This is a genomic window from Thermus hydrothermalis (assembly GCF_022760925.1).
GTDB lineage: Bacteria > Deinococcota > Deinococci > Deinococcales > Thermaceae > Thermus > Thermus hydrothermalis.
This window is the reverse complement of record NZ_JAKTNT010000013.1, coordinates 1-24159: the sequence shown is the minus strand read 5'-3', so window position 1 is coordinate 24159 and position 24159 is coordinate 1. Positions and strand designations below refer to the sequence as shown.

Genomic DNA, 24159 nt, shown 5'->3' with positions numbered 1-24159 from the left:
TCATTGTAGAAGGCGGAGCACCGCTTCCGTGAAGGCCTGGGTCCCAGCGGTGCCCCCCAGGTCGGGGGGAGGGGTTTCCACCAGGGCCTGGGCCACCGCCTTTTCCACCATGCGGGCAAGCTCCACCAGGCCGAAGGCGTGCTCCAGCATCATGGCGGCGGAGAGGATGGCGGCGGTGGGGTTGGCGATGCCCTTGCCGGCGATGTCCGGGGCGGAGCCGTGCACGGGTTCAAAGACGGGCACCCCCCGGCCCAGGGAGGCGGAGGGGAGGAGGCCCAGGGAGCCGGGGAGGACGCTCGCCAGGTCGGAGAGGATGTCCCCGAAGATGTTCCCCGTGACCACCACGTCAAAGCGGGCGGGGCTACGCACCAGGTGCATGGCCATGGCGTCCACGTACTGGTGCTCCAAGGCCACCTCGGGGTAGCCCTTGTGGACCTCTTCCACGGTCTTGCGCCAGAACTCCCCCACCTCGAGGACGTTGGCCTTGTCCACGCTGGTGACGTGCTTCCTCCGCTTCCTCGCCGCCTCAAAGGCCACCTTGGCCACCCGCTCCACCTCGGGCTTGCTGTAGCGCTCCGTGTTCCAGGCCTCCGCCTCGGACATGCCCCGGGGCTCCCCGAAGTAGATCCCCCCGGTGAGCTCCCGGACGATGAGGACGTCCACCCCCCGGGCGACTTCCTCCTTGAGGGGGGAGAGGCGCTCCAGGCCGGGGAAGACCTTGGCGGGGCGGAGGTTGGCGAAGAGGTCTTGGCTTTTCCTTAGGGCTAAAAGCCCCGTTTCCGGGCGGATTTTGCGGGGGAGGTTGTCCCATTTGGGTCCGCCCACGCTTCCCAAAAGCACCGCCTCGGCCCCCTCCACGCCCCGCCGGGTCGCCTCGGGGAAGGGCTCCCCGTACTGGTCTATGGCGGCTCCGCCAAAGGGAAAGACCTCGTAGGTGAGGCCTAGGCCGTGGGCCTGGTCCAGGGCCTGGAGCACTTTCAGGGCGGCCTCGGTCACCTCGGGGCCGATGCCGTCCCCGGGGAGGACCGCCACCCTCATTCCGCCCTCCTCGGGTAGGGGAGCTTGCGGTCAAAGGCGTCCAAAAGCTCCCCGGCCTCTAAAAGCTCCCCGATGGGGTCCCAAAGGCCCTGGACGAGGGCCTCCCGAGCCTCCTCCCGGAGGAAGAGGGGGGCTACCCGGTTCCCGAAGCGCACCTCCTTTTGCACCAGGTCAATCTCCACCTCCACCTCGGGGTTGGCCTCCACCATCTGGAAGAGCACGGCCAGGTCCTCGGGGGCCAGGGCCACGCAGGGCAGGCCGATGGCCGTGGCGTTGCCGAAGAAGATCTCGGCGAAACTCTCCCCGATGATGGCCTTGAACCCCGCCCGCTTGATGGCCTGGGGGGCGTGCTCCCGGCTGCTTCCGGAGCCGAAGCCCGACTCCACCAGGAGGATGCTGGCCCCTTGGTAGCGGGGGTCGTTCAGGGGGTGGGGTTTGGGGTTGCCCTGCTCGTCAAAGCGCTCGTCGTAGAAGAGGTACTGGCCCAAGCCCTCAAAGGTGAGGGCCTTCATGAAGCGGGCCGGAATGATCCGGTCCGTGTCTATGTCCTCGCCCCTGAGGGGCACCGCCCTTCCCCGGATGACCGTGAACTTCTCCAACATGCTTTCCCTCCCTTAGCGCGCGCCCACCACGCCGAAGACCTCCCGGGCATCGGCGATCTCTCCCGCCACCGCTGCCGCCGCCACCATCAGGGGGCTCATGAGCACGGTGCGCCCCCTGGGACTTCCCATGCGCCCCTTGTAGTTGCGGTTGGAGCTGGAGGCGGCGAGCTCATCCCCCTCGAGGCGGTCCGGGTTCATGGCCAGGCACATGGAGCAGCCTGGGTTGCGCCACTCAAACCCCGCCTCGCGGAAGACCTCGGCGATGCCCTCCTCCTCGGCCCGCTTCGCCACCCACTCCGAGCCCGGCACCACCAGGGCCCGCACTCCCTTCTTGACCTTGTGCCCCTTGAGGTAGCGGGCCACCTCCCGGAGGTCGGAAAGCCGGGCGTTGGTGCAGCTTCCGATGAAGGCCACCTGGATGGGCACCCCCTTGATGGGCTGCCCCGGCCTAAAGCCCATGTAGGCCAGGGCCTCCTCGGCCACGGGCCTTTCCTCCTCGGGAAGCTCCTCCAGGAAGGGGATGCGGCCGTCAATGGGGATGGCCTGGCCGGGGTTGATGCCCCAGGTTACCGTGGGAGCGATCTCCTCGGCGCGGAAGGTGACCACGTCGTCGTAAGGAGCGTCGGGGTCGGAGCGGAAGGAAAGCCACCGCCTTTTGGCCTCCTCCCACTCGGCCCCCTTGGGGGCGTAGGGGCGGCCCTCGAGGTAGCGGAAGGTGGTCTCGTCGGGGTTCACGTAGCCGATGCGGGCCCCGCCCTCAATGGACATGTTGCAAAGCGTCATGCGGCTTTCCATGTCCATGGCCTCCACCGTGCTCCCCCCGTATTCATAAGCGTAGCCGAGGCCACCTTTCACCCCCAGGTGGCGGATGATGTGGAGGATCACGTCCTTGGCGTAGACTCCAGGGGCGAGCCTCCCCTCCACGTTGATCCGCCGCACCTTGAGCTTCTGGGCGGCGATGGTCTGGGTGGCGAGGACGTCCCGCACCTGGCTCGTACCGATGCCGAAGGCCACGGCCCCAAAGGCCCCGTGGGTGGAGGTGTGGGAGTCGCCGCAGGCGATGGTCATCCCAGGCTGGGTGAGGCCGAGCTGGGGCCCAATGACGTGGACGATGCCTTGGTTGCCGCTCCCCAGGTCAAAGAAGGTGATGCCGTGCTCCTGGGTGTTCTGCCTAAGGGCGTCCAGCATGCTCTGGGCCAGGGGGTCTTGGAAGGGCTCGGTGCGGTCGTGGGTGGGGACGATGTGGTCCACGGTGGCGAAGGTGCGGTGGGGGTAGCGCACCTTGAGGCCCAGGTCCTTGAGCATCCCGAAGGCCTGGGGACTCGTGACCTCGTGGAGGAGGTGCAGGTCTATGAAAAGCTGGCTTTGCCCGTTTCTGAGCTTCCGCACCTCGTGGGCCTCCCAAACCTTCTCGTAAAGCGTCTTCCCCATGCTCTCCCTCCCTATGCGAAAATCCCCCGGGGTTTGGGCCCGGGGGAAAGCGGAAAGGCCTCCCTAGACCGGGCCCGCCCGGCCTAGGTCTAGCAGGATGCCCCGCCGCATTGCCCTATAGCCTAAGGCCTTCCTGCGCCTGGGTCAAGCTTGACGCGAGGCCTAAACCCCCCTAGAATGACTTTTGCGTCTGCCGGGGTGGCGGAATTGGTAGACGCGCATGATTCAGGGTCATGTGCCCGCAAGGGCGTGCGGGTTCAAGTCCCGCCCCCGGCACCAGAAGGCCCCCGCAAGGGGGCCATCGCCTTTTGCTACACTTAGGCCATGCGACGGGTGCTCTCCGGCATCCAGCCCTCGGGGGAGATCCACATCGGGAACTACCTGGGGGCCATCAAGCAGTGGGTGGCCCTGGGGGAGAAGCTGGGCAGGGAGGCTTTTTTCTGCATCGTGGACTACCACGCCCTCACCAACCCCTTGGCCTACGACCCCTCAACCCTGGCCCGCCGCACCTTTGAGGCGGCGCTCGTCAACATCGCCGCTGGGCTCAATCCGGAAAAGGTCACCCTCTTCGTCCAGTCCCACGTGCCCGAGCACACGGAGCTTTCCTGGGTCTTCACCACCCTAACCCCCTTGGGGGACCTGACCCGCATGACCCAGTTCAAGGACAAGGCCAGCAAGCAGGAGACCATCTGGTCTGGCCTCCTCATGTACCCCGTCCTGCAGGCGGCGGACATCCTCATCTACAAGGCGGATACCGTGCCCGTGGGGGAGGACCAGGTGCAACACATTGAGCTCACCCGGGAGATCGCCCGCCGCTTCAACCACCTCTTCGGGGAAACCTTTCCCGAGCCCGAGGCCCTTCTCAACCCGGAGGCCCCTAGGGTGCCGGGCATTGACGGCAAGGCCAAGATGAGCAAGTCCCTGGGGAACACCATCGGCCTTTTGGAGCCCGAGGAGAGCATCTGGCAGAAGATCCAGCACCTGCCCGACGACCCCCAGCGGATCCGGCTTTCCGACCCCGGGGACCCTGAGCGGACCATCGTCTTCACCTACCTTTCCTATTTCGCCCCCAAGGAGCTGGTGGAGGCGCTTAAGGAGGAGTACCGCAAGGCGGGGGTGGGCACGTACGTGGTGAAGCGCATCCTCTTTGAGGAGATGATGAAGACCTTAAGGCCCATCCGGGAGCGGGCCGAAGCCCTCAAGCGGGACCCCGACTACGTGATGGACGCCCTTTTGGAAGGGGCGAAGCGGGCGAGGGCGGTGGCGGCGGCCACCATGGAAGAGGTGCGGGAGAAGGTGGGCCTCCTCCTGCCCAGGAAGCGGCCGGTCCTGGCGTGATCCGCTTGGAGTTTCCGGGCTTTTCCGGGTCTCCCTGGGAGCTTAGGGAGGCCCTCCGGCGGGGCCGGCTTTCCCCGAAGGACCTCCCCGTCCTTTGGGTGGTGGAGCAGGCCCTTGCCCAGGTGCCCGAGGAGCTTAAGGCGAGGGCGGAGCTTCTCCCCCTCTTGGCCGAGCTCCTCGTGCTCAAGCTGGCCCCGGAAAAGGCCCTGGTGCCCAAGGAGGAAGGGGAGGAGGCCCCCTTGGTGCGGGTCCTTTTGGACCTTTCCGAGGCCGTGGCCTTTTTGGAAGGGCGCTTGGCCAGGCGGGCCAGGCTTTACCCTGCGGCGCCCCCACCCGTGCCTAGGCCCTCCCTTCGGCTGCCCCCAAGGGTCCTGGCCGAGGCGGCCCGCCCCTTCCGGAAGGCGGTGCTCCACCTGCCCCGGGAGGCCTTTGGCCTCGAGGAGGCCTGGGCCAGGCTGGTGCCCTACCTGAGGGGGCGGGTGGCCTTCCACCGCCTGCCCTTTCCCTCTTGGGCGGAAAAGGCGGTGGGCTTTGCCGCCCTCCTGGAGGCCTGCCGTCTGGGGCGGGTGCGGCTATACCAAGAGGCCCCCTTTGCCCCCCTTTACGTGGAGGTGGAGGAGGCCCTGGAGCGGCGCTTAGCCTAGCGCCTAGCCTCCCGGGCCAAAAGCCCCATGCTCAGGGCGATGAGGAGGAAGGCGAGGAGGGCTTGCAAGGGGATGGGGAACTGGGGGATGTACTCCACCGAGCAGGGCACGGGGGGCTTGCAGGCGAGGGTGAAGAGGTTGGGGAACCTTTGCTCTAGGAGGTGCAAGGTGCTGATGCTTCCCCCGATGAGGGAGAGGGCGAGGCTATAGGGCCACACCCCAAGGTCCTGCCGCCAGAGGGCGAGCCCCAAGAGCACCGCCTGCGGGTACATGAAGATCCGCTGGTACCAGCAGAGCTCGCAGGGGAGGAAAAGCCGCACCTCGGAGTAGTAGAGGCTACCCAAGGTGGCCACCAGGGCCACCACCCAGGCGAAACCGAGGAGGAGAGGGCCGCGCTTCATCGGGTAAAGCATACCCTTAAACTGGGGTTTGTGAAGGACGAGGAAAAGGCTTTGCGGGAGGGGGAGGACTTCTACTGGGAGGGGGACCGGGTGGTTTTCACGGAGGCCTACCACCGCAAGCGGGGCTACTGCTGCGGCTCGGGGTGCCGCCACTGCCCCTGGCGGCCTAAGGAAGAGGAGGGCTAGGCCCGGTTAGGCCTCGAGGAGGGCCTCCACGAAGGCCTCGGCGTCAAAGGGCTGGAGGTCCTCCGGGCCTTCCCCCACCCCGATGAACCGGATGGGCACCCTCAGGGTGCGCACGATGGGCACCAAGACCCCACCCTTGGCGGTGCCGTCCAGCTTGGTGACGATGACCCCCGTGAGGCCCACCGCCTCGTGGAAGCGCTTGGCCTGCTCCAGGCCGTTTTGCCCCGTGACCGCATCCAGCACCAGCCAGACCTCCCCGGGCTCCCCGGGCTCGGCCTTGGCGATGGCCCGCTTCACCTTCTTGAGCTCCTCCATCAGGTTGTGCTTGGTGTGCAGGCGGCCGGCGGTGTCCACAAAGAGGAGGTCAAAGCCCCGGGCCTGGCGGGCCTTGGCGGCGTCAAAGGCCAGGGCGGCGGGGTCCGCCCCTTCGGGCCCTTGGATCACGGGGATACCCAGGCGCTTGCCCCACTCGGCGAGCTGCGTGGCCCCGGCGGCGCGGAAGGTGTCCCCGGCGCAGAACATCACCTTCTTGCCCAAGGCCTGGTAGTAGCGGCCCAGCTTGGCGATGGTGGTGGTCTTGCCCACCCCGTTCACCCCCACCACCATCACCACGTGCCCCCGGGGCTCCACCGGTTTTAAGCTTTGCGGGCGGAAGCCCAGCTTGCGCAAGGTCGCCCGGCGCTCGTCCGGCTCCAGCATCTGGACGAGCTTTTCCTTCACCGCTTCCTTCAGGTCCTTTCTCCCGGAGGCCTTTAGCTCCGCCAAAAGCTCCTCCGTGGCCGCCACCCCCACGTCGGCGGCGAGGAGGGCCATTTCCAACTCCTCCAGGACCTCCTCGGGGTTGCCGCCCCAAGGGACGGCCTTGAGGAGGGTTTCCCGGGTCTTGGCCAGCCCGGCCTTGAGGCGGTCAAAGAAACCCATTAGCGGAAGTTCACCCCCAGGGCGAAGCGCCACACCTTGGGGAAATCGGCGAAGCCGTAGACGTAGCTTCCCTCGGCGAAGAGGCCGGTGGAGGGGTCCAGAAGGCCCTCGAGGCCCAGGGTAAAGCTTACCCCCGCCGTGAGGCTTGGCCCCACGAGGGCGCCCAAGCCCCCGCCGAAGTAGGGGAGGAGGCCCCTAAGGCTTGGGTCGTACTGGCCCAGGTCGGGCTTGAAGAGGAGGGCAGCCTCCAGGGCTACCCCCGGGGCGGCGGGGGCGAGCTCGGCCGTGAGGCGGCCCGTCAGGTTCTGCCTTAGGCGGCTTTCCACCCCGGCCCCGAAGGTGAGGCCCAGGGTTTCCCCGTGGCCAAAGCGCATCTGGATGGCGCTTTGGGCGTGGGCTAGACCGAGGAGGGCGAGGAGGACGAAAACCCGCTTCATCCTTGTCCAGTATAGCCCCTCTCGCGCCGCTTTTCACGAATGGGCCAGCGCCCGCTCCAGCCGCCTGAGGACCCGCTCCTTGCCCAGAAGGGCGAGGATCTCAAAAAGCCCCGGGGTTTCCAGGCTTCCCGTGACGGCGGCCCGGAGGGGTTGGGCCACCTGGCCGAGCTTTAGGCCCCTTGCCTCGGCGAACCCCCTGAGGAGGTTTTCCAGGGCGGTTTCGCTCCAGTCCTCCTGGGCCTTCAGGGCGGGGAAAAGCTCTTCAAGAAGGGGAAGGCCCTCCTTTAGCTTGGCGAGGGCTTTTTCCGCAAAGGGGTAGTCCTCGGTGAAGAGGTAGCGGGCCTTCTCGGGGAACTCCTTCAGGGTGTCAAACCGGGGGCGCATGAGGGCTACGGCCCTTTGCAGGTAGGCCTCGTCGGGCCAGGAAAGCCCCGCCTCCCTCAAAAAGGGCTTCACCCGCTCGGCCACCGCTTCCAGGGGGAGGACCTCCCGGATGTACTTCCCGTTCATCCACCTGAGCTTTTCCAGGTCAAAGACCGGCCCCCCCAGGGATACCCGCTCCCAGCTGAAGGCCTCTATGAACTCCTCCAGGGTGAAGATCTCCCGCCCATCCGGCATGGAGAAGCCCATGAGGCAGAGGTAGTTCCTCAGGGCCTCGGGCAGGAAGCCTTCCCCTTTGTACCACTCCAAGGAGGTGTGGCTTTTCCGCTTGCTGATCTTGGTCTTGTCGGGGTTGCGCAGGAGGGGCATGTGGTAGAACTTGGGCACCTCCCAGCCAAAGGCCCGGTAGAGGAGGACGTGGATGGGGGTGGAGACGAGCCACTCCTCCGCCCGGATCACGTCCGTGACCCCCATGAGGTGGTCGTCCACCACGTTGGCCAGGTGGTAGGTGGGGTAGCCGTCGGACTTCAGGAGGACCACGTCGGGGATCTCCTGGTTGTCGTAGACCACCACCCCCCGGAGCTCGTCCTTGACCTCCGTGGTCCCGGGGCGGGGGACCTTGAGCCGGATCACGTGGGGTTCGCCCCGCCGGGCCCGCTCCTCCGCCTCTTCCGGGGGAATGTTCCGGGCCCGGCCGTCGTAGCCTCCTTTTTCCTTGCGGATCCTTTCAAGCTCCTCGGGGGTTTCAAAGGCCCGGTAGGCAAAGCCGCGCCTTAGGAGCTCCTCGGCGTACTGCCGGTAGAGGGGAAGCCTTTCCGACTGGCGGTAGGGCCCGTGGGGGCCACCGATGTCCGGACCCTCGTCGTAGGTGATACCGAGCCACTTCAGGGCGGCCAGGATCCTTTCCTCCGCGCCCGGCACATAGCGGGCGCGGTCCGTGTCCTCAATGCGCACCAGGAAACGCCCCCCGTTTTTGCGGGCCCAGGCGTAGTTGAAGAGGGCGATGTAGGCCGTGCCCACGTGGGGGTCCCCCGTGGGGCTCGGAGCGATGCGGGTCACCACCATACCTCGCCCATTATCTCATCCGCGCTTAAAGGCCGGGCCTTAGGCTTGGGGGTAATGGATGGGGAGCTTCTGGCCCAGGGTTTGCGCAAACGCTACGGCCCCAAGGAGGTGGTCAAGGGCGTGGACCTCCACCTCAGGCGGGGGGAGATCGTGGCCCTCTTTGGCCCCAACGGGGCGGGGAAGACCACCACCTTTTACATGGTGGTGGGGTTCATCCGGCCCACGGCGGGGCGCATCTACCTGAAGGGGCAAGAGGTGAGCCGCCTACCCATGTACAAAAGGGCCCGGCTCGGCCTCGGCTACCTGCCCCAGGAGCCCAGCGCCTTCCGGCGGATGACCGTGTTGGAAAACCTCCTCGCCATCCTGGAGTTCCAGCCCCTTTCCAAAGGGGAACGCCTAGAGAAGGCCAAGGCCCTTTTGGAAGAGCTCGCCATCTACCACCTAAAAGACCGCCTGGCCTACGCCCTTTCCGGGGGGGAGAGGAGGCGGCTGGAGATCGCCCGGGCCCTCTGCACGGACCCGGATTTTATCCTTCTGGACGAGCCCTTTACCGGGGTGGACCCCAAGAACGTGCGGGAGATCCAGAAGGTGATCGCCGAGCTCCGGGAAAGGCGGGGGGTGGGGGTTTTCATCACCGACCATGCGGTGCGGGAAACCCTGGCCATCACGGACCGGGTCTACCTCATGTACGACGGCCAGGTCCTCTTCCACGGGGACCCGGATACCTTCGCCCAGGACCAAGGGGTAAGGCGGCACTACCTGGGCGAGGACTACGAGCTCTAGATGACCTTCTGGGCGCTTCTCCTCCTCATCCTTTGCCTCGCCGCCTTGGTGGCCTACCTGGGGGACAGGGTGGCCAAGTGGGCGGGAAAGCGCCACTACCGCCTCTTTGGCCTGCGTCCCCGGCAGACCGCCACCCTCATCGCCGTCTTCACGGGGGTGGGGATTGCCCTTTTTAGCTACCTCGCCTTCCTCCTGGTCTTCCGGGAGGCCCGGGAGGTGATCCTGGAGGCCACGGCCATCCGCAGGGAGCGGGATGCGCTGAGGGCCGAACGGGATGCGCTTCTCCAGGCCAAGTCCGCCATGGAGGCGGAGGCGGCCCGGGCCTTAGCCGAGCTCAACGCCCTCAGGGGGGAGAGGCGGGAGCTTTCGGAGGCTTTGGCGGGCGCGGAGGCCGTGAGGCGCCGCCTCGAGGCCGAGGCCGAGGCCCTCTCCCGCCAGGTCAGGGCCCTCGGTGAGGAGCGCCAGGCCCTCCTTGGGGAGACGGAGCGGCTTAAGGCGGAAAGGGAAGAACTCTTGGCCCTCCTCGCCCTGAAGAACAAGGAGCTCGGGGAAAGGAGCCGGGAGCTCCAGGGCCTCGAGGCCCGCCTAAAAGCCCTGCAGGAGGCGGCGAAAGGCCTGGAGGCCGAGCGGCGCCGCCTCCAGGAGGAGCTCGCCAAAGCCCAGGCCCGTCTGGAAGCGGCGAGGGAAGAGCGGGCCCGCCTGGCCCAAGAGGCGGAGGGGCTTAGGGCCACCCTGGAGCGCACCCGGCGGGAGCTCCGCCAAGCCGAGGAGCGCCTTCTTGGCCTTTTGACCCAGGCGGAGGTCCTGCAAAGGGAAAAGGGGCAACTCGCCCAGAGCCTGGTGCGGCTAAGCCAGGGGCTTTACCTGGGGGAGGTGCGCCTGGGGGCGGAGGAGGGCCGGGCGGTGTTGGAAAGGGTGGCGGAGAGGCGGGCGCTTCTCCAGGGCTTTAAGGGGGCGGAGCTTCTGGGGGAGGCCGTGGGCCCGGGGCTTGCGGTCCTCGAGGGGGCGGGGTACCAGGAGGGCCGGCTGCTCGTGCGGGTGCGCTTCTACCCGGAGAGGCGGGCCTTCGCCGAGGGGGAGGTTCTGGCGAGCGCCACCTTCCGCCTTTCCACCCAGGCCCGAAACCAAGAGGTCCTAGAGCGCCTGGGAGAAGAGGCGAGGAAGCGCCTTTTGGAGGCGGGGTTTCCCCCGGAATACGCCACCTTCCCCGCCCCGGAGGAGCTCGCCCGGGGCCTCGCCCTCCTGAAGGGGCGGCAAGGGGTGGTGCGGGTGGGGGTGGTGGCGGAGAGGGAGCTTTGGACCACGGAAAGGCCCCTCCTAGCCTTCCGCCTCCTCGGGGGGCCGCCGGGCCCGGAGGTACCGGTCCCGACCCGCAAGGTCCCGTAGCACCTCCGCTTCCCAGCCCCTTTCCCGCAGGGCTTCCGCCAGGCGGTGGACGTTTTCCGGGGCCAGTTCCAAAAGGAGAAAGCCACCGGGCCTTAGGGCCCTTTCCGCCTCCAGGGCCAAGGGCCAGGCCACGGCGAGCCCCTCTTCCCCGGCGTAGAGGGCCAGGGGGTTTTCGTAGCGGAGTTCAGGCGGGGCTTCCTCCCGGTAGCGCTCCGGCAGGTAGGGGGGGTTGGCCACGAGGAGGTCCAGTCCCCTAAGCCCGCCCGTGAGGGGGGCCTGGAGGAAGTGGACCAAGAGGCCAAGCCGCTTGGCGTTTTCCTGCGCCAGGCGGAGGGCCTTTTCGTCCACCTCCGTGGCGTGGACCTCCGCCTCGGGGAGGTGGCGCTTGAGGGCGAGGGCGATGGCCCCGGTGCCCGTGCCCACGTCCAGGACTTTGGGTTTGGGAGGAAGGGGAAGGGCGAGGGCCAGGGCCACCAGGCCCTCCGTTTCGGGCCGGGGGATGAGGACGCCCTCCTCCACCCTTAGGGGCAGGCCGAAGAACTCCACTTCCCCCAAGAGGTACTGCAGGGGGTAGCGGGAAAGCCGCTTTTCCAGAAGGGCCCAAGCCCTCTCCTCGGCCCCCGGGGGTGGGGGCTCCGGGAGCCTGAGGAGGAGCTCCTTCCGGGGAAGCCCCGCGGCCAGGGCCAGGAGGTCCCAGGCCTCCCCCTCGGGTAAGCCCGCTTCCCTAAGCCGCGCCTGGAGCGCTCGGAGGAGCTTGATCACGGGGATAGACCACCACGTGCCGCTCCTCGCCCTCCCCTTGGCTTTCCGTGGTCACCTGGGGGTGGTTCTTGAGGAGCATGTGGACGATGCGCCGCTCCGAGGGGCGCATGGGGGGGAGGTGCAGGGGCTCCCCGGTCATGGCCACGGTGAGGGCGGCCTCCTCGGCGATGCGGCGGATCTTCTCCTCCTGCCGCTTGCGGTAGCCGGCGGCGTCCAGGACCACCCGGTACGCTCTCCCGAAGTGCTTGGCCAAGACCACGCCCGCCAGGTACTCCACCGCCTTCAGGGTGCGCCCCTCCTTGCCGATGAAACGGCCCAGGTCCCCGCCCTTGACCTCCGCCTTGAGGAGGTTGCCCTCTTGGCGGATCTCCACGTAGTGCGCCGGGTCCAGGCGGAGGAGGAGGCCCACCAGGAAGGTTTCCAACACCTCCTTGGGCCCTTGGGGGCGGGGTTCCTTGCCCGTTTCCTTAAGCTCCACCTCCACCGGGGCCTCCTCCAGGACGCCCAGGTCGGAGAGGAGGTCGTCAATGCTCTTTTTCTTCTCGTCCATGCCTCAAGTTTACGCCGCCACCGGCTTGAGGCTCCGGTTGATGAGCCACTGCTGTACGAGGCCGATGAGGTTGGAGAGCACCCAGTAGAGGGTGACCCCCGAAGGGAACTGGAGGACCAGGAAGATGAAGATCAGGTTCATGAAGAGGCTTTGGCGGATCAGGTCCTTGTTGCCGTGGGCGGAAAGCCAGGTGGAGAGGAAGGTGGTGGCCACGTAGAGGGCGGGGAGGACGTAGAAGGGGTCGGGCAGGGCCAGGTCGGGGATCCAGAGGAGGCCCTGGCCGAACTCGTAGTTGGCGATGACCTTCCAGAGGATGAAGAGGATGGGCATCTGGATGAAAAGGGGCAGGCAGCCGGCGGCGGGGTTTACCTTGTGCTCCTGGTAGAGCTTCATGGTGGCCTCCGCCCGCTTGTTGGGGTCGTCCTTGTACTTCTCGTTGATCTTCTGGATGAGGGGCTGGAGGCGCTGGATCTCCGCCATGCTCTTGAATTGCTGGTGCATTAAGGGCCAAAGAAGGAGGCGCACCACCAGGGTGAGGAAGAGGATGGCGAGGCCCCAGCTTCCCGTGTAGCGGAAGGCCGTTTCCATGAGCCAAAGGAGGCCTAAGGAGAGCTGGCCCCAGATGTTGGGGCTAAAGAGCCCAGGGAGGGAAAGGAGCCCCTCCACGTGGTAGCGCACCAGCTCGTTCTGGCCGCCGTAGAGCTTGAGGGCCTTCCCGGGCTCTAGCCGCACCTCCCCTTCCTTGCCCACCAGCTTGCCGGTTAGGGGACCCTCGGCGAAGGCCACCAGGGCGTAGCCCGCCTTGGGGCGGGTCTGCCAGGCCAGGTAGCGGAGGAGGCCTTCCCCGCTTGGGGTGGGCTCCTTGGTCCCTTCCGGGAGGACCTTGGGCTGGCCTTGGGCCTTGAGCCTTAGGGTGAGGGGGAAGTCCGCTTCCGCCTCGAGGGTGTACTGCCCCTTGGCCAAGCGGTAGGTGAGGGTGCCTTCGGGGCCTTGGAAGCGGGCGAGGAGGCGGCCATCCTCCACCAAAAACTCCGCCTTTTTCGGGGTGAAGCCCTCAGGGGCCACCACGGGGGCCCCGTCCGCCAGGTTGGGGGCCCGGGTGTAGTCGCCGATGGCCGTGCCCTTGTAGGTCTTCACGTACCAGCCCACGATCTGGCCCTTTTGGTCAAAGGCCAGGTCCATGAGGTTGGTCACGGCCACTTTCTCGGGGGTGCCGTCCCCGTTCACGTCCACGTCCTTGAAGGCGGCCTCCAGGGCCCACACGGGGGAGAGGAGGAGGAAAAGGGCGAGGAGTTTTCTCATCGGGCCCCCTCCTTCCTGGGGGGGAAGACAAGGGGCACGGGGTCTAGCCCCCCGGGGTGCAGGGGGTGGCACCTTAGGATCCGCCGCGCCGCCAAGTAGCTACCCCAAAGGGCCCCGTGCCGCTCCAGGGCCTCGAGGGCGTAGGCGGAACAGGTGGGGTGGAACCGGCAGGTCTTGGGCTTAAGGGGAGAGAGGTAGCGGCGGTACGCCTTGACCAGGAGTACGAGGAGCCTGCGCACGCCGCCTATTGTATCAGCCCGCTCTTCTTCAGGGCGCGCGCCAGGTCCTGGAAGAGCTCGGCGTAGCTGGCCTCCCGGGCCTCGGGGCTCGCCACCACCAGGAGGTGGGCCTTGGGCAGGTGGAGGCGGCGGAGGATCTCCCGTAGGCGCCTTTTCACCTTGTTGCGCACCACCGCCTTTCCCACCTTCTTGGACACCACGATGCCCACCCGGAGCTCGGGGGCGGGGAGCCACTTCACGCTCACGTACCGCCCCCGCCCGGCCCTGCCCTTGCGGAGCCTTTGGAAGGCCCGGTCCCCTTTGAGGGAAACGAGCTTGCCCCCCGGGGCGGGGGGCGGGTTCTTTAGGCGTTCACCTTGGGCGTGAGGCGCCAGCGGCCCTTCTGCCGCCTGCGCTTCAGCACCTTCCTGCCGCCTGGGGTCTTCATGCGGGCCCGGAAGCCGTGGGTCTTGGCCCGCTTCCTCCGGTTGGGCTGCCAGGTCCTTTTCATCCATTTCCCTCCCTGGGGCCAGTGCCCCGATACCCTAAAGAGTGTAGCACAGAAAGCCCTGTACCCAGTCTAACGGTTTTTTACACCCAAGCGGTATAACGTTGACATTCCCGAGCCCTCTCCCTTATACTTCCCGGCAAACGGTCGTTAGGGAGGAACCCGTGGCCCAGCTACTCGTGGAGAGCGTCACCCTAACCTTTGGCGGCGTGGCCGCCCTCTCCGCCGTTTCCCTAGAGGTGGAGAAGGGGGAGCTCGTCTCCATCATCGGACCCAACGGGGCGGGGAAGACGAGCCTTTTGAACGTCATCTCCGGCTTCTACCACCCCCAGCGAGGGCGCATCCTCTTTGAGGGCCAGGACATCACCCGGGCGTCCCCCCACGAAATCACCCGCAAGGGCATCGCCCGGGCTTTCCAGAACATTGAGCTCTTCTCGGGCCTCACCGTCCTGGAAAACCTCATGCTGGCCCGGCACACCCACCTCCGCTACGGCCTCCTCCAGGCGGGGTTCTTTTACGGCCGGGCCCTGGCGGAGGAGGTGAGGAACCGGAGGTGGGTGGAGGAGGTCATTGACTTTATGGAACTGGAGCCCTACCGCAAGGCCTTGGTGGGCAACCTCCCCTATGGGGTGCGGAAGCGGGTGGAGGTGGCCCGGGCTTTGGCCCTTTCCCCCAAGCTCCTCCTCCTGGACGAGCCCATGGCGGGGATGACCCTGGAGGAAAAGGAGGACATGGTGCGCTTCATCCTGGAGATCCGGGCCCAAGGCACCACGGTGATCCTCATTGAGCACGACCTCGGGGTGGTCATGGACATCTCCGACCGGGTCTACGTGCTGGACTTCGGCCAGGTCATCGCCCAAGGGGCCCCGGCGGAGGTGGCCCAAAACCCCAGGGTGCAGGAGGCCTACCTGGGGGTGGAGGCGTGAAGGCGATCCGGCCCTCCCACGAGATGAAGCGCTACACCCTGCCCCAGCTCCTGAGGTTTCGCGCCCTGGAAGAGGGGGACCGGGTGGCCCTCCGGGAGAAGGACTACGGCATCTGGAACGAGGTCACCTACGCCGAGTACTATGAGAAGGTCCTCCTCTTCGGCCACGGGCTTTTGGCCATGGGGTTTTCCCCGGGGGAGCGCCTTGCCATCATCGCCGACAACATCCCCGAGTGGCTCTACGCCGAGCTCGGCACCCAGGCGGTGCGGGGGATTAGCGTGGGGGTATACCAAAGCTCCCTGCCCGCGGAGATCGCCTACATGCTCAGCTACACGGGGGCCAGCGTGGTCCTCGCCGAGGACCAGGAGCAGGTGGACAAGCTCTACGAGATCCGGAACGAGATCCCCCACGTGCGCCACGTCATCTACGAGGACCCCAAGGGGATGCGGGGCTACCGGGACCCTTGGCTCCTCTCCTTTGCGGAGCTTTTGGAGCGGGGGCGGGAGCACCGCAAGCGCCACCCTGAGGCGGTGGAGAAGCTTCTCCTTTCCGCAAGCCCCGAGGAGGTCTGCCACCTCTCCTCCACCTCCGGCACCACGGGCCGCCCCAAGGCGGCTATGCTCCGCCACCGGAACCTGATCCACATGGGGGTGGCCCTGCAGGAGGTGGACCCCCTTTGGCCCACGGACGACTACCTTTCCTTTCTGCCCCTTGCCTGGATCGGGGAGCAGATGATGTCTGTGGCCATGGCCCTTACCGGAGGGTTTGCCGTCAACTTCCCCGAGGCGGTGGAAACCGCCTTGCAGGACCTTAAGGAGATCGGCCCCCACGTGATGTTCAGCCCCCCAAGGGTTTGGGAGGGGATCCAGAGCAGCATCTGGGTGCGCATTTCCGAAAGCCCTGCCCTAAACCGCTTTGTGTATGAGAAACTCCTCCGCCTGGGCTACCGGGCGGCGGAGTACCGCATGCGGGGGAGGCCTATGCCCCTTCCCCTGCGCCTTGCTTACGCCTTTGCCGACCGGGTGCTTTTCCGGCCTCTGCGGGACCAACTGGGCTTCCTGCGCCTCCGGCGCGCCTACACGGGAGGAGCGGCCCTGGGGCCCGATGTGTTCCGGTTCTTCCACGCCATCGGCGTAAACCTCAAGCAGATCTACGGCCAGACGGAGATCATCGGCATCGCCTTCGTCCACCGGGACGGGGATGTGCGCCACGATACCGTGGGCCTCCCCATTCCCGGCACGGAGGTGCGGATTAGCGAGGAGGGGGAGATCCTCTTGCGCTCGGATGCGGTGTGCGCCGGCTACTGGGAAAGGCCCGAGGCCACGGCGGAAACCTTCCGGGACGGCTGGCTCCACACCGGGGATGCCGGCTACCTCACGGAGGAGGGCCACCTGGTGGTGATTGACCGGCTTTCGGACGTGATGCGCACGGCAAGGGGCACGGTCTTCAGTCCCCAGTTCGTGGAGAACAAGTTGAAGTTCTCCCCCTACATCAAGGAGGCGGTGGTGTTTGGCGACCGCAAGCCCTTCCTGGCGGCCTTTATCAACGTGGACCCCCAGACGGTGGGCAAGTGGGCGGAGGACCGGGGGCTCGCCTACACCACCTACCTGGACCTCTCCCTGAAGCCGGAGGTGGCGGAGCTTATCCGCAAGGAGGTGGAGCGGGTGAATGCGGAACTGCCTGAGGAGCTAAGGATCCGCCGCTTCGTGCTCCTCTACAAGCTTTTGGACGCCGACGACGAGGAGCTCACCCGCACGGGCAAGGTGCGCCGGGGCCTCATCGCCAAGAAGTACGCCCCCTTGGTGGAGGCCTTGTACTCGGGGGCCAAGGCGGTGGAGGTGGAGGCGGAGTACCGGTACCAGGACGGCACCGTCCAGCGGGTGCAGGCCCGGGTGCCCGTGTTGGACCTCGAGGGGGTGGTGGCGGCGTGAGCTTCGTGTTGGAGCTTTTCATCTCGGGCGTGGTCCTAGGCCTCATCTACGCCCTCGTGGCCCTGGGGTTTGTGCTCATCTACAAGGCGAGCCGGGTGGTGAACTTCGCCCAAGGGGAACTCATCGCCATCGGGGCCTTTGCCGCCCACTTCTTCCTGGTGGGCCTGAAGCTCCCCGTGGCCTTGGCCTTTGCCCTGGCGCTAGGGTTCACGGCCTTGGTGGGCTACCTCCTGGAAAGGCTTTTCCTGAAGCGTTTGGTGGGGCAACCCATCATCTCCGTCATCATGGCCACCATTGGCCTGGCCTTCTTCCTGGATGGGCTTTTGCACCTCACCCCCTACGGGGCGGGGAGCTACGGCTACCCCCCCTTCCTCCCCGAAGGCGGGGTGCGGGTTCTGGGGGCCCAGGTCTCCTACGCCCAGCTCCTCGCCCTTTTCCTCACCCTGGCCTTCTTGCTCCTTTTCACCTGCTTCTTCCAGCGCTCCACCCTGGGGGTGGCCATGCGGAGCGTGGCCGACGACCAGATGGCGGCCATGAGCCTCGGGGTATCTGTGGCCAAGGTCTTCGCCCTGGCCTGGGCGGCGGCGGGCCTGGCGGCGGCGGCGGGCGGGGTGATGGTGGGCACCCTCTCCGGCCTCAACCTGGACAGCCTGGTGCACATCGGCCTTCGGGTCTTCCCCGTGGTGATCCTGGGGGGGCTGGACTCCATCCCGGGGGCGGTGGTGGCGGGCATCCTCATCGGCGTTTTGGAGAACCTGGCGGCGGGCTTTTTGGACCCCTATGTCCCCGGCGGGGGCACCCGGGACGTCTTCCCCTTCCTGGTCTTGCTCCTCGTCCTTTGGTTCAAGCCCCACGGGCTTTTCGGCACGGAGGAGATTGAGCGCGTATGAGAAACCCTTGGGCGCAGACGGGAAACTACCGCACCTCGTATTCCCAGGACGCAAGCATCTTCGCCACCCACCGGGAGCTCCTTTCCCTCCTCCTTTTCCTGGGCTTTCTCCTCCTTTTGCCCCAGTTCCTTCCCCGGACCCAGGTCTTCATCCTGGACCTGATCCTGGTCTATAGCATCGCTGTCCTAGGCCTCAACATCACCACGGGGTATGCGGGGCTCATCAACATCGGTCAGGCGGCCTTCATGGGGGTGGGGGCCTACACCGCCGCCCTCCTCGCCCCCCAGGGGCTTCCCTTCTGGCTCCTCATCCCCCTCGGGGGGCTTGTGGCCGCCTTCTTCGGCCTTTTGGTGGGGATTCCAAGCCTTAGGGTGAAGCACCTTTACCTGGCCCTGGCCACCTTGGCCTTCCAGGTGATCTTTGAGTGGACCGTGGGTCACCTGCCCCTCCTGAAGCAAGGGGGGGCCATGGATATGCCCCGGGCGAGCTTCCTCGGGTATGAGGCGGGGTTTCGCAACCATTTCCACTTCTGGTACTACGCATCCTTGGCCACCCTCGTCCTCCTCGCCCTCTTTTTCCGCAACCTCCTGCGCACCAAGTACGGCCGCGCCCTCATCGCCGTGCGGGACAACGACCGGGCGGCGGACGCCATGGGCATGGACCCGGGGCGCACCAAGCTCTTTGCCTTCGCCCTAGGGGCCTTTTACGCCGGGGTGGCGGGGGTGCTTTACGCCTACCTTTCCCGGGCGGTGGTCATTGAGGACTACGTCTTCGCCCACTCGGTGAAGTACCTGGCCATGGCCATCGTGGGGGGGTTGGGCACCTTGGTGGGAAGCTTCCTTGGGCCCCTTTTCCTGGTGCTTCTGGACGTGAACATGGAGGCCCTTTCCAACCTCATCAAGGCCCTGGGCTTCAGCGTGGCGGGGGTGGACGTGGCGAGCGCCTTGAGGCCCTTGGCCTTTGGGCTCATCATCGTCCTCTTCCTCATGTTTGAGCCCAGGGGGCTTTACAACTGGTGGCGCATCGTGCGGAGCTACCTCCGCACGTGGCCGTTCAAGTACTAGGAGGGAAGTATGCGCAAGGGTTTGGCGGCGGTTTTGGCGGCGTTGGGCCTGGCCTTTGGCCAACAGCAGGTGACCCTCTTCTGGTCGGGGGCCATCACCGGCCCCACCTCGGAGACGGGGGCCCCCTATGGGGCGGGTATAGAGGACTACTGCCGGCACATGGCTCGGGCCATCCCGGGGGTGGTGCTGAACTGCGTGGTGCGGGACGACCGGTACGATAACGCCACCACGCAACGCCTCTTTGAGGAGGCGGTGGACCGCTTTAAAATCCCCATCTATCTGGGCTACAGCACGGGGGCCATGCTCCAGATGAAAGCCCTCATCCAGGAGCTCAAGATCCCCACCCTGCCCGCTTCCAACCACGTGGGCCTGATTGACCCGCCCAACGGGGATTACTACTTCATCCCGGTTTCCACCTACTCCGAGCAAGTGGTGGCCCTCCTGGAGTACGTGGCCAAGCTGAAGCGGGGGGCCAAGGTGGCCCTGGTGGTTCACCCCTCCCCCTTCGGCCGGGCCCCCGTGGAGGACGCCCGGAAGGCGGCGCAGCAGCTTGGCCTCCAGATCGTGGACGTGCAGGAGGTGGGGGCGGGCAACCTGGACAACACCGCCCTCCTCCGGCGCTTTGAGGGGGCGGGGGTGGAGTTCGTGGTCCACCAGAACGTGGCGGGGCCGGTGGCCAACATCCTGAAGGACACCCGGAGGCTTGGCCTTTCCGGCAAGATGCGCCACCTGGGGGCGGTGTACACGGGCGGGGTGGACCTCATCGCCCTGGCGGGGGAGGCGGCGGAGGGCTTCCTCTGGGCGAGCCCCTACTTCACCGTCCAGGACGACACCCCGGGCATCCGCTTGCAAAAGGACCTGGTGGCCCGCTTCGGCCGGCCGGCGGGCTACGTGGAGAACCACAACTACACCGCGGGGATGCTGGCGGCGGCCATCGCCATTGAGGCCATGAAGCGGGCCCAGGAGCGCTTCAAGCGCATCACCAACGAGACGGTCTACCAGGCCATCGTGGGCATGAACGGGCCCAACGCCTTCAAGCCGGGGCTTGCCGTGTCCACCAAGCAGGGCATTGAAGTGGACTTCACCAGGAGCGAGCGCACGGGGGCGGAGGGGTTGCGCATCCTCGAGGTCAAGGGCGGGCGCTTCGTGCCCATCACCGAACCCTTCACCTCGGCCCTCTTCCGCAAGGTGCACTACGGCAAATAGCCCTTTGGGCCCGGGATGTCCCCGGGCCCCTTTTCCTGCCATGAGCCTGAACCCCACGCGTCCAGAGGACCTCGGCCCCATCCTCCTTCTGGTCAACAACATTGAGGTGGTCTACCACGACATCATCCAGGTGCTAAGGGGGGTTTCCCTGAAGGTGCCGGAGGGCAGGATCACCGCCCTCCTAGGCCCCAACGGGGCGGGGAAGACCACCACCCTCCGGGCCATCTCCGGCCTTCTCATCCCGGAGGACGGGGAGGTGGTGCGGGGGGAGATCCTCTACCAGGGGAAACCCATCCACGGCCTTCCCCCGGAGGAGATCGTGCGGCTTGGCATCGTCCAGGTCCTGGAGGGGCGCCGGGTCTTCAAGCACCTCACGGTGGAGGAGAACCTAAGGGTGGGGACCCTAACCCGGAAGGGCGCACGGCTAAAGGAGGAGCTGGAACGCATCTACCACTACTTCCCCCGCCTCGCCGATCTCCGCCACCGCTTGGCCGGCTACTGCTCCGGGGGCGAGCAGCAGATGATCGCCATCGGGCGCGCCCTTCTGGCGAAGCCCAGGCTTCTCCTCTTGGACGAGCCCTCCTTGGGGCTTGCGCCCCTTTTGGTGCGGGAGATCTTTGACATCGTGGCCCGGGTGAACGCCGAGGAGGGGGTGACGGTCCTCGTGGTGGAGCAAAACGCCCGCATGGCCCTTTCCATCGCCCACTACGGCTACATCATGGAAACGGGGCGGATCGTCTTGGAGGGGGATCGGGACTACCTCTTGGAAAACCCGGACGTGCAGGAGTTCTACCTGGGGGTGGCCAAGGGGGGCGGGCGGAAGAGCTTCAAGGAGGTGAAGGCCTACAAGAGGCGCAAGCGCTTCATGTAGCCCTTGACCAAATAGTGAAAACTCAGTATCGTTAAGGGCGTGTGGGCCCTGGAGGTGGAGGACCTTTCCGTGCGCCTGGGGGAGTTCTGGGCCCTAGAGGGGGTTTCCCTTAAGGTGCCGGAAGGGGCCTTTGTGGCCATCGTGGGCCCCAACGGGGCGGGGAAGAGCACGCTCCTAAAGGCCCTTTTGGGCCTCGTGCCCTTCCGGGGGCGGGTGCGGGTCCTGGGCCGCTCCCTAGCCGAGGCCGATCCCCGCTGGTTTGGCTACGTGCCCCAGATCAAGGCCTTTGACCGCACCTTTCCCGCTTTGGCGGTGGAGCTGGTGGCCACGGGGCTTCTTGGGCGCTGGCCCTTCCGCTTGAGCCCTAGCGTGCGGGCGGAGGCCCTTCGCGCCCTGGAGCGGGTGGGGGCGGAAGGCCTAGCGGAAAGGCCCTTGGGAAGGCTTTCCGGCGGGCAACTCCAGCGGGTCTACCTGGCCCGGGCCTTCGTCCGTAGGCCCAGGCTTCTCCTCCTGGACGAGCCCGCCACGGGGGTGGACCGGGCGGGGGAGGTGGACCTGTACCGCTACCTCGAGGCCTACCAGCAGGAAAGCGGGGCCACGGTGCTCATGGTCACCCACGACTGGGAGGCGGCCCACCACGCCAGCCACGTCCTGGTGCTGAACCGCAGGGTGGTGGGCTTCGGTCCGCCCGAACGGGCCCTGAGCGAGGAGTGCCTGCGCCAGGCCTTCGGCCACCTGGGCCACGCCCACGGCCTCTATTGGGGAGGAAGCGGTGCTTGAGGCCTTGGCCTACCCCTTTTTCCAGCGAGCCCTCTTGGCGGGGCTTTTGGTGAGCCTTCTCGCTGGGCTCCTTTCCCCCTTCGTGGTGCAAAGGCGGCTTTCCTTCCTGGGGGACGGCCTGGCCCACGCCGCCTTCGCCGGGGTGGCCTTGGGGCTTTTCCTGCGGGGGGAGCCCTTGTGGTTCGCCCTCCCCTTCACCTTCGGGGTGGCCATGGCCATCACCTTCGTCAGGGAGCGCACCGAGCTTTCCGAGGACACCGCCATCGGCGTCTTCTTCGCCCTTTCCGTGGCCCTAGGGGCGGTCTTCCTGGCCAAGGCCAAAGGGTACGTGGGGGACGCCATGGGCTACCTCTTCGGCTCCCTTTTGGCGGTGGGGCGGGAGGACCTTTGGGCCTTGGGGCTTCTCGGCCTCTTGGGGCTTTTCCTCCTGCCCCTTTGGGGGGCCCTGGCCTACGCCACCTTGGACCGGGAGCTTGCCCTGGCGGACCGCCTGCCCGTGGTCTTCCACGACTACCTCCTTTCCGGCTTCATCGCCGTGAGCCTGGTCCTGGCGGTGAAGGTGGTGGGGGCGCTTTTGGTGGCGGCCTTCTTGGTCATCCCCGGGGCGGCGGCCAGGCTTCTGGCCTCCACCTTCGCCCGCATGACCCTCCTTTCCCTTCTCTTCGCCGTCCTTTCCACCCTCCTGGGGCTTTTCCTCTCCTTCCTCCTGGACTGGCCGAGCGGGGCCAGCGTGGTCCTGGCCCAGGCGGCCCTCTTTGCCCTCGCCTTCACAAAAGCGCTATTTCCGCACGGCAAATAGGGGTATACTGAGGGCATGTGGGTGTCCACGAAGGCCCAGTATGGCCTGAGGGCCCTGGTGGAGATCGGCCTCCGCGCCCCCGAGGCGGTGCCCCTCAAGGAGGTGGCCGAGGCCCAGGGCATCAGCCAGCACTACCTGGAGCAGATCGCCGCCCAGCTCCGCCGTGCGGGCTTCATCCGCTCCGTGCGGGGGGCCAAGGGGGGGTACCGCCTGGCCCGCCCCCCGGAGCGGGTCACCGCCTTGGAGGTGGTGGAGGCCCTGGAGGGAAGCCTGGCCCCCGTTTCCTGCATTGAGGACCCAGAGAGTTGCGCCAAGGTGGGGCAGTGCTCCACGGAGCTCCTTTGGAAGCGGGTGGACCTGGCCATGCGCCAGGTCCTGGGGGGGACCACCCTGAAGGACCTCATTGAGGAGCGGAAGCTCATAGAGGCGAGGCGCCTGATCCAACTGGAGCCCACCGGGTAGCCTAAGGAGGTGCGCGGGATCTACCTGGACCACGCCGCCACCACCCCCCTGGACCCCGAGGTGCGGGAGGCCATGCGGGAGGTGGAGGAGGCCTTTGGCAACCCCTCCAGCATCCACCGCTACGGCCAGGAGGCCCGGCGGGTCTTGGAGGGGGCACGGGAGAAGGTGGCCTCCCTCCTGGGGGTGAGGCCCCGGGAGGTGGTCTTCACCAGCGGAGGCTCGGAAGCGGACGCCCTGGCCCTTTTGGGGGTGGCCTTGGCCAAGGGGCGGGGGCACGTGGTGAGCACCGAGGTGGAGCACTCGGCGGTCCTCGGGGCCCTAAGGCTTCTGGAGCGCCTGGGCTTCGCCGTAACCCGCCTAAAGCCCGACCGCTTTGGCCTCGTCTACCCCGAGCAGGTGGCGGAGGCTCTTAGGCCCGAGACCATCCTGGTGAGCGTCATGGCCGCCAACAACGAGGTGGGGACCCTTTACCCCATCCGGGAGATCGCCCAGGTGGCCCACGCCCAGGGGGTTCTCTTCCACACGGACGCCGTGCAGGCGGTGGGCCACATCCCCTTCCGGGCCGACGAGGTGGGGGCGGATCTGGTTTCCCTAAGCGCCCACAAGTTTTACGGGCCCAAGGGGGTGGGGGCGCTTCTGGTGCGCCAGGGGGTGGACCTCGTCCCCTTGGTGCCGGGAAGCCAGGAGGGGGGGAGGCGGGGGGGGACGCCGAGCCCGGTCCTGGCCTGGGGCATGGCGGTGGCCTTGGAGAAGGCTTTTAGGCTCCTGCCCGAGGAAGCCCCGCGCCTCGCCGCCCTAAGGGACCGCCTCGAGGCCGGCCTCCTCGCCGTGCCCGGGGTGGAGCGGAATGGCCACCCCACGGCCCGCCTGCCCCACCTGACGAACGTCACCGTGAAGGGGGCGGACGGGGAGGCCTTGCTCCTCGCCATGGACCTCCTCGGGGTAGCGGTTTCCTCGGGCTCCGCCTGCTCGGCGGGAAGCCTCGAGCCCTCCCACGTCCTCCTGGCCCTGGGCCGCTCCCCCAAGGAGGCCAAGGCCTCCCTGCGCTTTTCCCTGGGCCGCACCACCACCCTCGAGGAGGTGGATAAGGCGGTGGCCGCCTTTAGGGAGGCGGTGGCGCGGGCCCGGGGTTAGCCTTGCCTTTTGGCGAACTCCTCCCTGAGCTCCCGCCTCAGGATCTTCCCCACGCTGGACTTGGGGAGGCTTTCCCGGAAGACAATGATACGGGGCACCTTGTAAGCGGCCAGGTGTTGGCGGCAGAAGGCCTCAATGTCCTT

General features: G+C 67.0%; 29 protein-coding genes and 1 tRNA gene. 16 read left to right on the top strand and 14 right to left on the bottom strand.

The window, feature by feature from the left end; genetic code table 11:
- Genes leuB through leuC form a run of 3 tightly spaced genes read right to left on the bottom strand, consistent with a single transcriptional unit; the run spans position 1 to position 3071 of the window.
- On the bottom strand, positions 1-1038 hold the full coding sequence (leuB, locus tag L0C60_RS08920) for a 3-isopropylmalate dehydrogenase (protein ID WP_234505345.1): 1038 nt from the start codon (positions 1036-1038) through the stop codon (positions 1-3).
- Positions 1035-1640, bottom strand: a complete 606-nt coding sequence (leuD, locus tag L0C60_RS08915; protein ID WP_234505347.1) for a 3-isopropylmalate dehydratase small subunit — start codon at positions 1638-1640, stop codon at positions 1035-1037. Before leuD ends, leuB begins: the two co-directional genes overlap by 4 nt.
- 12 nt (positions 1641-1652) lie before the next feature.
- Positions 1653-3071 (bottom strand): 3-isopropylmalate dehydratase large subunit, encoded by a 1419-nt coding sequence (gene leuC / locus L0C60_RS08910; RefSeq protein ID WP_234505349.1) that lies wholly within the window; start codon positions 3069-3071, stop codon positions 1653-1655.
- 192 nt (positions 3072-3263) lie between these two features.
- Here leuC and L0C60_RS08905 point away from each other — a divergent pair.
- The 3 genes from L0C60_RS08905 to L0C60_RS08895 all read left to right on the top strand — a co-directional run bounded on the left by L0C60_RS08905 (position 3264) and on the right by L0C60_RS08895 (position 5053).
- A tRNA-Leu gene (locus tag L0C60_RS08905) sits at positions 3264-3350 on the top strand.
- Between the two features lie 45 nt (positions 3351-3395).
- The gene (gene trpS / locus L0C60_RS08900) at positions 3396-4409 is read left to right on the top strand and encodes a tryptophan--tRNA ligase (protein WP_234505351.1); all 1014 of its coding nucleotides are present in this window, start codon (positions 3396-3398) and stop codon (positions 4407-4409) included.
- Positions 4406-5053 (top strand): chromosome segregation protein ScpA, encoded by a 648-nt coding sequence (locus tag L0C60_RS08895; RefSeq protein ID WP_234505353.1) that lies wholly within the window; start codon positions 4406-4408, stop codon positions 5051-5053. Before trpS ends, L0C60_RS08895 begins: the two co-directional genes overlap by 4 nt.
- On the opposite strand, the gene L0C60_RS08890 is transcribed toward L0C60_RS08895, so the two are convergent.
- A complete protein-coding gene (locus L0C60_RS08890) occupies positions 5050-5454 on the bottom strand; it encodes a disulfide bond formation protein B (protein ID WP_234505354.1) in 405 nt (134 codons plus the stop codon). The genes L0C60_RS08895 and L0C60_RS08890 overlap by 4 nt on opposite strands.
- A gap of 30 nt (positions 5455-5484) precedes the next feature.
- Between L0C60_RS08890 and L0C60_RS08885 the strand changes: the two genes are divergently transcribed.
- Positions 5485-5640: a C1orf53 family protein gene (locus tag L0C60_RS08885; protein ID WP_234505357.1), complete on the top strand. Its 156-nt coding sequence runs from the start codon at positions 5485-5487 to the stop codon at positions 5638-5640.
- 6 nt (positions 5641-5646) lie between these two features.
- Here L0C60_RS08885 and ftsY read toward each other — a convergent pair whose 3' ends face one another.
- Genes ftsY through gltX form a run of 3 tightly spaced genes read right to left on the bottom strand, consistent with a single transcriptional unit; the run spans position 5647 to position 8444 of the window.
- Positions 5647-6561 (bottom strand): signal recognition particle-docking protein FtsY, encoded by a 915-nt coding sequence (ftsY, locus tag L0C60_RS08880; protein ID WP_234505359.1) that lies wholly within the window; start codon positions 6559-6561, stop codon positions 5647-5649.
- Entirely contained in the window at positions 6561-6998 is a 438-nt protein-coding gene (locus L0C60_RS08875; RefSeq protein ID WP_234505362.1) for a hypothetical protein, read from the bottom strand. The genes ftsY and L0C60_RS08875 overlap by 1 nt, the downstream gene beginning before the upstream one ends.
- A gap of 33 nt (positions 6999-7031) precedes the next feature.
- Entirely contained in the window at positions 7032-8444 is a 1413-nt protein-coding gene (gene gltX / locus L0C60_RS08870) for a glutamate--tRNA ligase (RefSeq protein ID WP_234505364.1), read from the bottom strand.
- Between the two features lie 54 nt (positions 8445-8498).
- Between gltX and lptB the strand changes: the two genes are divergently transcribed.
- A complete protein-coding gene (gene lptB / locus L0C60_RS08865; protein WP_234505366.1) occupies positions 8499-9227 on the top strand; it encodes an LPS export ABC transporter ATP-binding protein in 729 nt (242 codons plus the stop codon).
- A complete protein-coding gene (locus L0C60_RS08860) occupies positions 9228-10613 on the top strand; it encodes a DUF3084 domain-containing protein (RefSeq protein ID WP_234505368.1) in 1386 nt (461 codons plus the stop codon).
- On the opposite strand, the gene prmC is transcribed toward L0C60_RS08860, so the two are convergent.
- From prmC to rpmH, 6 genes are read right to left on the bottom strand one after another with little or no spacing between them, the layout of a single operon-like run.
- Positions 10545-11375, bottom strand: a complete 831-nt coding sequence (gene prmC / locus L0C60_RS08855) for a peptide chain release factor N(5)-glutamine methyltransferase (protein ID WP_234505371.1) — start codon at positions 11373-11375, stop codon at positions 10545-10547. The two genes, L0C60_RS08860 and prmC, sit on opposite strands and share 69 nt — an antisense overlap.
- Positions 11338-11925 carry a Jag family protein gene (locus L0C60_RS08850; RefSeq protein ID WP_234505373.1) on the bottom strand — a complete coding sequence of 196 codons (588 nt, stop codon included), beginning with the start codon at positions 11923-11925 and terminating at the stop codon, positions 11338-11340. Before L0C60_RS08850 ends, prmC begins: the two co-directional genes overlap by 38 nt.
- Positions 11926-11934: 9 nt before the next feature.
- On the bottom strand, positions 11935-13227 hold the full coding sequence (locus L0C60_RS08845; RefSeq protein ID WP_234505375.1) for a YidC/Oxa1 family membrane protein insertase: 1293 nt from the start codon (positions 13225-13227) through the stop codon (positions 11935-11937).
- Positions 13224-13466, bottom strand: coding sequence for a membrane protein insertion efficiency factor YidD (gene yidD / locus L0C60_RS08840; protein ID WP_234505377.1), 243 nt, complete (start codon positions 13464-13466; stop codon positions 13224-13226). The genes L0C60_RS08845 and yidD overlap by 4 nt, the downstream gene beginning before the upstream one ends.
- 5 nt (positions 13467-13471) lie before the next feature.
- On the bottom strand, positions 13472-13840 hold the full coding sequence (rnpA, locus tag L0C60_RS08835) for a ribonuclease P protein component (RefSeq protein ID WP_234506136.1): 369 nt from the start codon (positions 13838-13840) through the stop codon (positions 13472-13474).
- Positions 13810-13956: a 50S ribosomal protein L34 gene (rpmH, locus tag L0C60_RS08830; protein ID WP_014516087.1), complete on the bottom strand. Its 147-nt coding sequence runs from the start codon at positions 13954-13956 to the stop codon at positions 13810-13812. The genes rnpA and rpmH overlap by 31 nt, the downstream gene beginning before the upstream one ends.
- Before the next feature lie 161 nt (positions 13957-14117).
- On the opposite strand from rpmH, the gene L0C60_RS08825 reads away from it, so the two are divergent.
- From L0C60_RS08825 to L0C60_RS08780, 10 genes are read left to right on the top strand one after another with little or no spacing between them, the layout of a single operon-like run.
- Positions 14118-14879, top strand: a complete 762-nt coding sequence (locus tag L0C60_RS08825; protein WP_234505379.1) for an ABC transporter ATP-binding protein — start codon at positions 14118-14120, stop codon at positions 14877-14879.
- Positions 14876-16810, top strand: a complete 1935-nt coding sequence (locus L0C60_RS08820; RefSeq protein WP_234505380.1) for a long-chain fatty acid--CoA ligase — start codon at positions 14876-14878, stop codon at positions 16808-16810. The genes L0C60_RS08825 and L0C60_RS08820 overlap by 4 nt, the downstream gene beginning before the upstream one ends.
- Positions 16807-17700 carry a branched-chain amino acid ABC transporter permease gene (locus tag L0C60_RS08815; protein WP_234505382.1) on the top strand — a complete coding sequence of 298 codons (894 nt, stop codon included), beginning with the start codon at positions 16807-16809 and terminating at the stop codon, positions 17698-17700. The genes L0C60_RS08820 and L0C60_RS08815 overlap by 4 nt, the downstream gene beginning before the upstream one ends.
- The gene (locus L0C60_RS08810; RefSeq protein WP_234505384.1) at positions 17697-18764 is read left to right on the top strand and encodes a branched-chain amino acid ABC transporter permease; all 1068 of its coding nucleotides are present in this window, start codon (positions 17697-17699) and stop codon (positions 18762-18764) included. Before L0C60_RS08815 ends, L0C60_RS08810 begins: the two co-directional genes overlap by 4 nt.
- Before the next feature lie 9 nt (positions 18765-18773).
- On the top strand, positions 18774-19970 hold the full coding sequence (locus tag L0C60_RS08805) for an ABC transporter substrate-binding protein (RefSeq protein ID WP_234505386.1): 1197 nt from the start codon (positions 18774-18776) through the stop codon (positions 19968-19970).
- A 40-nt stretch (positions 19971-20010) separates the two neighbouring features.
- Positions 20011-20841: an ABC transporter ATP-binding protein gene (locus L0C60_RS08800; protein WP_234505388.1), complete on the top strand. Its 831-nt coding sequence runs from the start codon at positions 20011-20013 to the stop codon at positions 20839-20841.
- A 39-nt stretch (positions 20842-20880) separates the two neighbouring features.
- The gene (locus L0C60_RS08795) at positions 20881-21621 is read left to right on the top strand and encodes a metal ABC transporter ATP-binding protein (protein ID WP_234505389.1); all 741 of its coding nucleotides are present in this window, start codon (positions 20881-20883) and stop codon (positions 21619-21621) included.
- The gene (locus tag L0C60_RS08790) at positions 21614-22420 is read left to right on the top strand and encodes a metal ABC transporter permease (RefSeq protein ID WP_234505391.1); all 807 of its coding nucleotides are present in this window, start codon (positions 21614-21616) and stop codon (positions 22418-22420) included. The genes L0C60_RS08795 and L0C60_RS08790 overlap by 8 nt, the downstream gene beginning before the upstream one ends.
- A 15-nt stretch (positions 22421-22435) precedes the next feature.
- Positions 22436-22882, top strand: coding sequence for an RrF2 family transcriptional regulator (locus L0C60_RS08785; protein WP_071677519.1), 447 nt, complete (start codon positions 22436-22438; stop codon positions 22880-22882).
- Positions 22883-22891: 9 nt separating this feature from the next.
- Positions 22892-24016, top strand: coding sequence for a cysteine desulfurase family protein (locus tag L0C60_RS08780; protein WP_234505394.1), 1125 nt, complete (start codon positions 22892-22894; stop codon positions 24014-24016).
- On the opposite strand, the gene L0C60_RS12910 is transcribed toward L0C60_RS08780, so the two are convergent.
- Positions 24013-24159, bottom strand: a 147-nt coding sequence (locus L0C60_RS12910) for an AMP-binding enzyme (protein WP_341474661.1), incomplete at its 5' end; no start/stop codon positions are given. The two genes, L0C60_RS08780 and L0C60_RS12910, sit on opposite strands and share 4 nt — an antisense overlap.